This is a genomic window from Cyanobacteriota bacterium (assembly GCA_025054735.1).
Taxonomy (GTDB): Bacteria; Cyanobacteriota; Cyanobacteriia; order SKYG9; family SKYG9; genus SKYG9.
In genome coordinates this window covers 1-4,608 of record JANWZG010000334.1, presented here as the reverse complement: position 1 = coordinate 4,608, position 4,608 = coordinate 1, and the positions used below count along the sequence as shown (strand labels likewise).

Sequence of the window (4,608 nt, the reverse complement as noted above, 5' to 3'; positions counted from 1 at the left end):
GATCAGATCCATGCCCACGCGCAAACATTTGATACCGATCGCTGCCATCAACACTATCTAGCCACAGTGGAGCAGTGCTATCAGCGTTTTCAAGCAGGAGAACCGATTGAAGATGCAATGAGGATTTAATAGCTTAGCTGCTAGTGATAAGCAAGTAATGATCTTAAGTGGGGGTCAAGGGAATTGGCTCCCTTTTGTGGGAACGTCCCCTACACCTGCTTCCCAGCAAGTCATTACCTTTTTAGGACTATCGCTTAGCTAACCTAGTTAGAGGAACATTTGCAACGGTTAGAACCTCGATAACATTTAGCCGTCGAAAAATTTGCCAAGGAGGATTCACCCTAGATTGTATTGGTAGCCCTATGATGAAGACGGTGTGTGGTGTGAACATAAAAAATACAATGACTGCTGAAACCCAGTATTTACCTGGCAAGGTGACACGGACACTATCCCGTCTGAAGTTCCCGTTGCCAAGGTCATGTCCTCTCGATCAAGATGCTATCAAACGGGTCTTTGATATTGTCTTCTCCCTGGCGGTTTTAATCATCTTCTCGCCGTTATATTTGTTGATAGCACTGCTAATAGTTTTAACCTCACCAGGGCCAATCTTCTACGTACAGCAGCGCATTGGCAGAAACTACCAGCCATTCGGTTGCATTAAATTTCGCACAATGCACCGAAAAGCAGATGAGGCATTACAGAGTCTAATTGAAGCTTCTCCTCAGTTGCGCCGAGAATTTGAAGCCAATTTCAAGCTCAAGCGGGATCCGCGAGTTACATGGATTGGGCGATTTCTACGGGCAACTAGCTTAGATGAATTTCCTCAGTTTTGGAATGTCTTAAAGGGAGAAATGAGCGTGGTAGGGCCACGCCCCTTGGTTAAGGCAGAGTTAATCAAATATGGCAAGTATATCGACCAAGTGCTGACAATCCGTCCTGGAATTACTGGACTCTGGCAAGTTTCTGGGCGAAATGATGTTCCTTACCCGCTTCGTGTCAAGATGGATCTCTACTATGTTCGATCGCGAAGTCTTTCCCTCGATTGCTGGCTAATTATTAGAACAATCAGGGTCGTGATCTTTCCTCGTAACAACGGGGCATACTAGCAGTTCCAATCGTTTAAGCAGCAATTACTCATGAGTCAGTTAAAACGAGCACTAATTACCGGCATTACCGGTCAAGACGGATCCTATCTAAGTGAGCTTTTGTTGGAGAAGGGGTACGAAGTTCATGGGATCATTCGGCGCACATCAACCTTCAATACTGACCGAATTGACCATATTTACGAAGATCCTCACAAAGAGGGAGCACGGCTTTTTCTCCACTACGGCGACTTGACCGATGGCACTACTCTGCGGCGCATTGTAGAGCAAGTTAAACCATCAGAAGTTTACAACTTAGGTGCTCAATCCCACGTGCGAGTGAGTTTTGATGCTCCTGAATATACTGTTGATGCTGTAGGCATGGGAACCCTGCGCTTGCTAGAAGCTGTGCGAGATTACCAACAGCGGACTGGGGAATCGGTACGTTTCTATCAGGCAGGGTCGTCAGAGATGTACGGAAAAGTACAAGATATTCCCCAATCGGAGGCGACTCCGTTTTATCCCCGCAGTCCCTATGCCTGTGCTAAGGTTTATGCCCATTGGCAAACAGTAAACTATCGAGAGTCCTATGGCATGTTTGCTTGTAATGGCATTCTGTTTAACCATGAGTCTCCTCGGCGCGGGGAAACTTTTGTAACCCGTAAAATTACTCGCGCTGTAGCACGGATTATCGCTGGTCAGCAAAAGAAGCTATATATGGGAAATTTAGATGCTAAGCGTGACTGGGGTTATGCCAAAGACTATGTGCAGGCAATGTGGCTGATGCTGCAACAACCAGAACCAGATGACTATGTGGTTGCTACAGGTGAAACTCATTCTGTCCAAGAGTTTTTAGATATAGCCTTTGGCTGTGTCAATTTGAACTGGCGAGATTATGTGGAGTTTGACAAACGCTATTTGCGACCTGCAGAGGTAGATTTGTTGATTGGTAACCCCAAAAAGGCTCAAGAAAAACTCGGCTGGAAGCCATCAGTGACGTTTACAGAGCTGGTGCATTTAATGGTAGAGGCTGACTTACGGGCAGTGGGGATCAACTCTACGATCGCTAATAGCAGTAACCAAACTCAAGAACTAGCGACAATTCGCCAAGAAACTGGGGGTATGCTTCAATAGGCTGGTTGTTTATGCTGGCCACCTATGATTCACGTGCTGGAACAGTTCAGATACTGAGTCATACCACGTGCTGATAAACCGGAATCCTAAACCCTGAACACTGAACTATGGATCTTACAAACAAGCGTATCTTGGTCACTGGTGGTGCAGGCTTTCTGGGTCGTCAGGTAATTGACCAGCTCTGTAAAGCAGGTGCAGAACTAGCCAAGATTACAGTGCCACGATCGCGAGACTGTGACCTGCGATTGTTAGCCAACTGCCAGCGCGCTGTCGAGAATCAGGATATTGTCATTCATTTGGCGGCTCATGTAGGCGGCATCGGCTTGAACAGAGAAAAGCCAGCCGAGTTGTTCTATGACAATTTGATCATGGGGACGCAGCTGATCCATGCAGCCTATGAAGCTGGGGTCGAGAAGTTCGTCTGTGTTGGGACAATTTGTGCCTATCCTAAATTCACCCCCGTGCCCTTTCATGAAGATGCTCTGTGGGATGGTTATCCAGAAGAAACCAATGCTCCCTACGGTGTTGCTAAAAAGGCTCTGTTGGTGCAACTTCAAGCCTACCGTCAGCAGTATGGGTTTAATGGCATCTATCTATTGCCAGTGAATTTGTATGGCCCGGAGGATAACTTTGACCCCCGCAGTTCCCATGTGATCCCCGCCTTGATTCGTAAGGTTCACGAAGCTAAACAACGAGGCGATCGCCATCTCCCGGTTTGGGGGGATGGTAGCCCAACCCGTGAGTTTCTCTATTCCACCGATGCTGCCCGAGGCATTGTAATGGCTACCCAGTTCTACGATGACCCTGACCCTGTTAACCTTGGCACGGGCTACGAAATCTCTATTCGGGATTTGATCGCGTTGATTTGTGACTTGATGGACTTTAAGGGGGAAATTGTGTGGGAGACTGACAAGCCCAATGGCCAACCTCGCCGCTGCCTTGACACTCGACGCGCCAAGGAGCGGTTTGGATTTGTGGCCGAGATGGAGTTTCGTCAAGGTCTAAAGAACACGATCGCTTGGTATCAGGCCCATGCCTCCTAGTCCAAGGATAGCGGTGCTCCAGCCCCGCTTCCGTATAAATTTTCTGAAAATCATCAGCGCGGCAAAGACAGTTAACTTGTGTAATCCTACTCTAAACGATCGGGATTGTACCTCTACTGCCTTAGTAGCTCAGATAGACAGTCTGCTTGTTGACGGGCAGCTATTAATGGTTACTCTAACTCGCTAGCGGTTAGTAACGGCTGACCCGTACAAGCATCTTCTATATCTGTCAAGGGAACCATAAGGAAATCTGGTCTACCATCAGGAAGCGTGATTAGCCCATAGTGCTAACCCTGCTCAACTAGTTCGTTCGTGGGGTCAGATGTCGTGGGGATGCAGAAGAGCCTGTCACGGCAATGCTGTAGTGCAGAATTTTAACTGACAAGTAGCAGCCACGAAGGTCGATGGAGTTGTACTCATGACTCGGATTTTGGGATTAGATCCAGGATTAGCAACCTTAGGATTTAGCATTCTTGAGTGGTCGTTAGGAACGAGTGAGGCGATCGCAGCTTTGGATTATGGAGTGATTGCTACACCAGCCAAGCAACCTATTGGTGACCGACTGTGCATCATCTACGATGACCTCCATGCGTTGATCAACCAGTGGCAACCAGATCAGGTGGCGATCGAAAAATTTTTTTTCTATCGCATGGGCAATACGATTTTAGTGGCACAGGCAAGAGGAGTAGTCATGTTGGTGTTAGCACAGCATCAGCTACCCCTACTAGAATTCACGCCTGCTCAAATCAAGCAAGCACTTACGGGCTATGGCAATGCCAACAAGCACGATGTGCAACAGGCTGTTGCCAGAGAGTTAGCCCTAGAGACCTTACCCAAACCCGATGATGCTGCCGACGCAATCGCTGTGGCCCTCACTGCTCGGTTCAGTCTTAGGTGAGGGTAAACAAGTCAAGCCGCTCAATACCGAATTTTGCAGTTCAGTGTTATGCAAATTCTCTATCTAAGGCTATAGCTCGCATTAGGGGTTATATGATGTGCCCATACTGTCTACATAAGGTGCACCAAATAACCAACTTAGCTATGGTTATCCTGATTCCCCAAACTATCACTACAGATAGCTGGTAATATCAAGCACATAATATTAAGCACAGTATTAAATTCTGACTACGAACTAATAGTCTTTACTACAGAGGCGTTGCTGAACAGAAGCACGATTCTCGTGCCTGAGCTACTTTTAGCCCTCACCCTAGCCCTCTCCTAGAGGAGAGGGAGCAAGAGTTCCAATTCCCTTCTCCCTGGGGAGAAGGGTTGGGGATGAGAGCAATTCATATTTGCGTTCAGCAACACCCACTATGGACTCATAGGTTATGCAGTTGGCTTTTGGAGAA

General features: G+C 47.4%; 5 protein-coding genes. All 5 read left to right on the top strand.

Annotation, left to right across the window (positions count from 1 at the left end):
- Positions 1–401: 401 nt before the first annotated feature.
- The 5 genes from NZ772_14445 (at position 402) to ruvC (ending at position 4,157) form a co-directional block, all read left to right on the top strand.
- Complete coding sequence (locus tag NZ772_14445) at positions 402–1,106, top strand: sugar transferase (protein MCS6814750.1); 705 nt, start codon at positions 402–404, stop codon at positions 1,104–1,106.
- Between the two features lie 30 nt (positions 1,107–1,136).
- Positions 1,137–2,216 carry a GDP-mannose 4,6-dehydratase gene (gene gmd, locus NZ772_14440; protein ID MCS6814749.1) on the top strand — a complete coding sequence of 360 codons (1,080 nt, stop codon included), beginning with the start codon at positions 1,137–1,139 and terminating at the stop codon, positions 2,214–2,216.
- A 107-nt stretch (positions 2,217–2,323) separates the two neighbouring features.
- Complete coding sequence (locus tag NZ772_14435) at positions 2,324–3,259, top strand: GDP-L-fucose synthase (GenBank protein ID MCS6814748.1); 936 nt, start codon at positions 2,324–2,326, stop codon at positions 3,257–3,259.
- Positions 3,249–3,446, top strand: a complete 198-nt coding sequence (locus NZ772_14430; GenBank protein ID MCS6814747.1) for a hypothetical protein — start codon at positions 3,249–3,251, stop codon at positions 3,444–3,446. Before NZ772_14435 ends, NZ772_14430 begins: the two co-directional genes overlap by 11 nt.
- 231 nt (positions 3,447–3,677) lie before the next feature.
- The gene (ruvC, locus tag NZ772_14425) at positions 3,678–4,157 is read left to right on the top strand and encodes a crossover junction endodeoxyribonuclease RuvC (GenBank protein MCS6814746.1); all 480 of its coding nucleotides are present in this window, start codon (positions 3,678–3,680) and stop codon (positions 4,155–4,157) included.
- The last annotated feature ends 451 nt before the right edge of the window (positions 4,158–4,608 follow it).

What these genes read in the sequence shown, in the direction of transcription:
- NZ772_14435 (MCS6814748.1), top strand. Translation starts at nt 2,324, where the DNA reads ATGGATCTTACAAACAAGCGTATCTTGGTCACTGGTGGTGCAGGCTTT.
- NZ772_14445 (MCS6814750.1), top strand. Translation starts at nt 402, where the DNA reads ATGACTGCTGAAACCCAGTATTTACCTGGCAAGGTGACACGGACACTA.
- NZ772_14430 (MCS6814747.1), top strand. Translation starts at nt 3,249, where the DNA reads ATGCCTCCTAGTCCAAGGATAGCGGTGCTCCAGCCCCGCTTCCGTATA.
- gmd (MCS6814749.1), top strand. Translation starts at nt 1,137, where the DNA reads ATGAGTCAGTTAAAACGAGCACTAATTACCGGCATTACCGGTCAAGAC.
- ruvC (MCS6814746.1), top strand. Translation starts at nt 3,678, where the DNA reads ATGACTCGGATTTTGGGATTAGATCCAGGATTAGCAACCTTAGGATTT.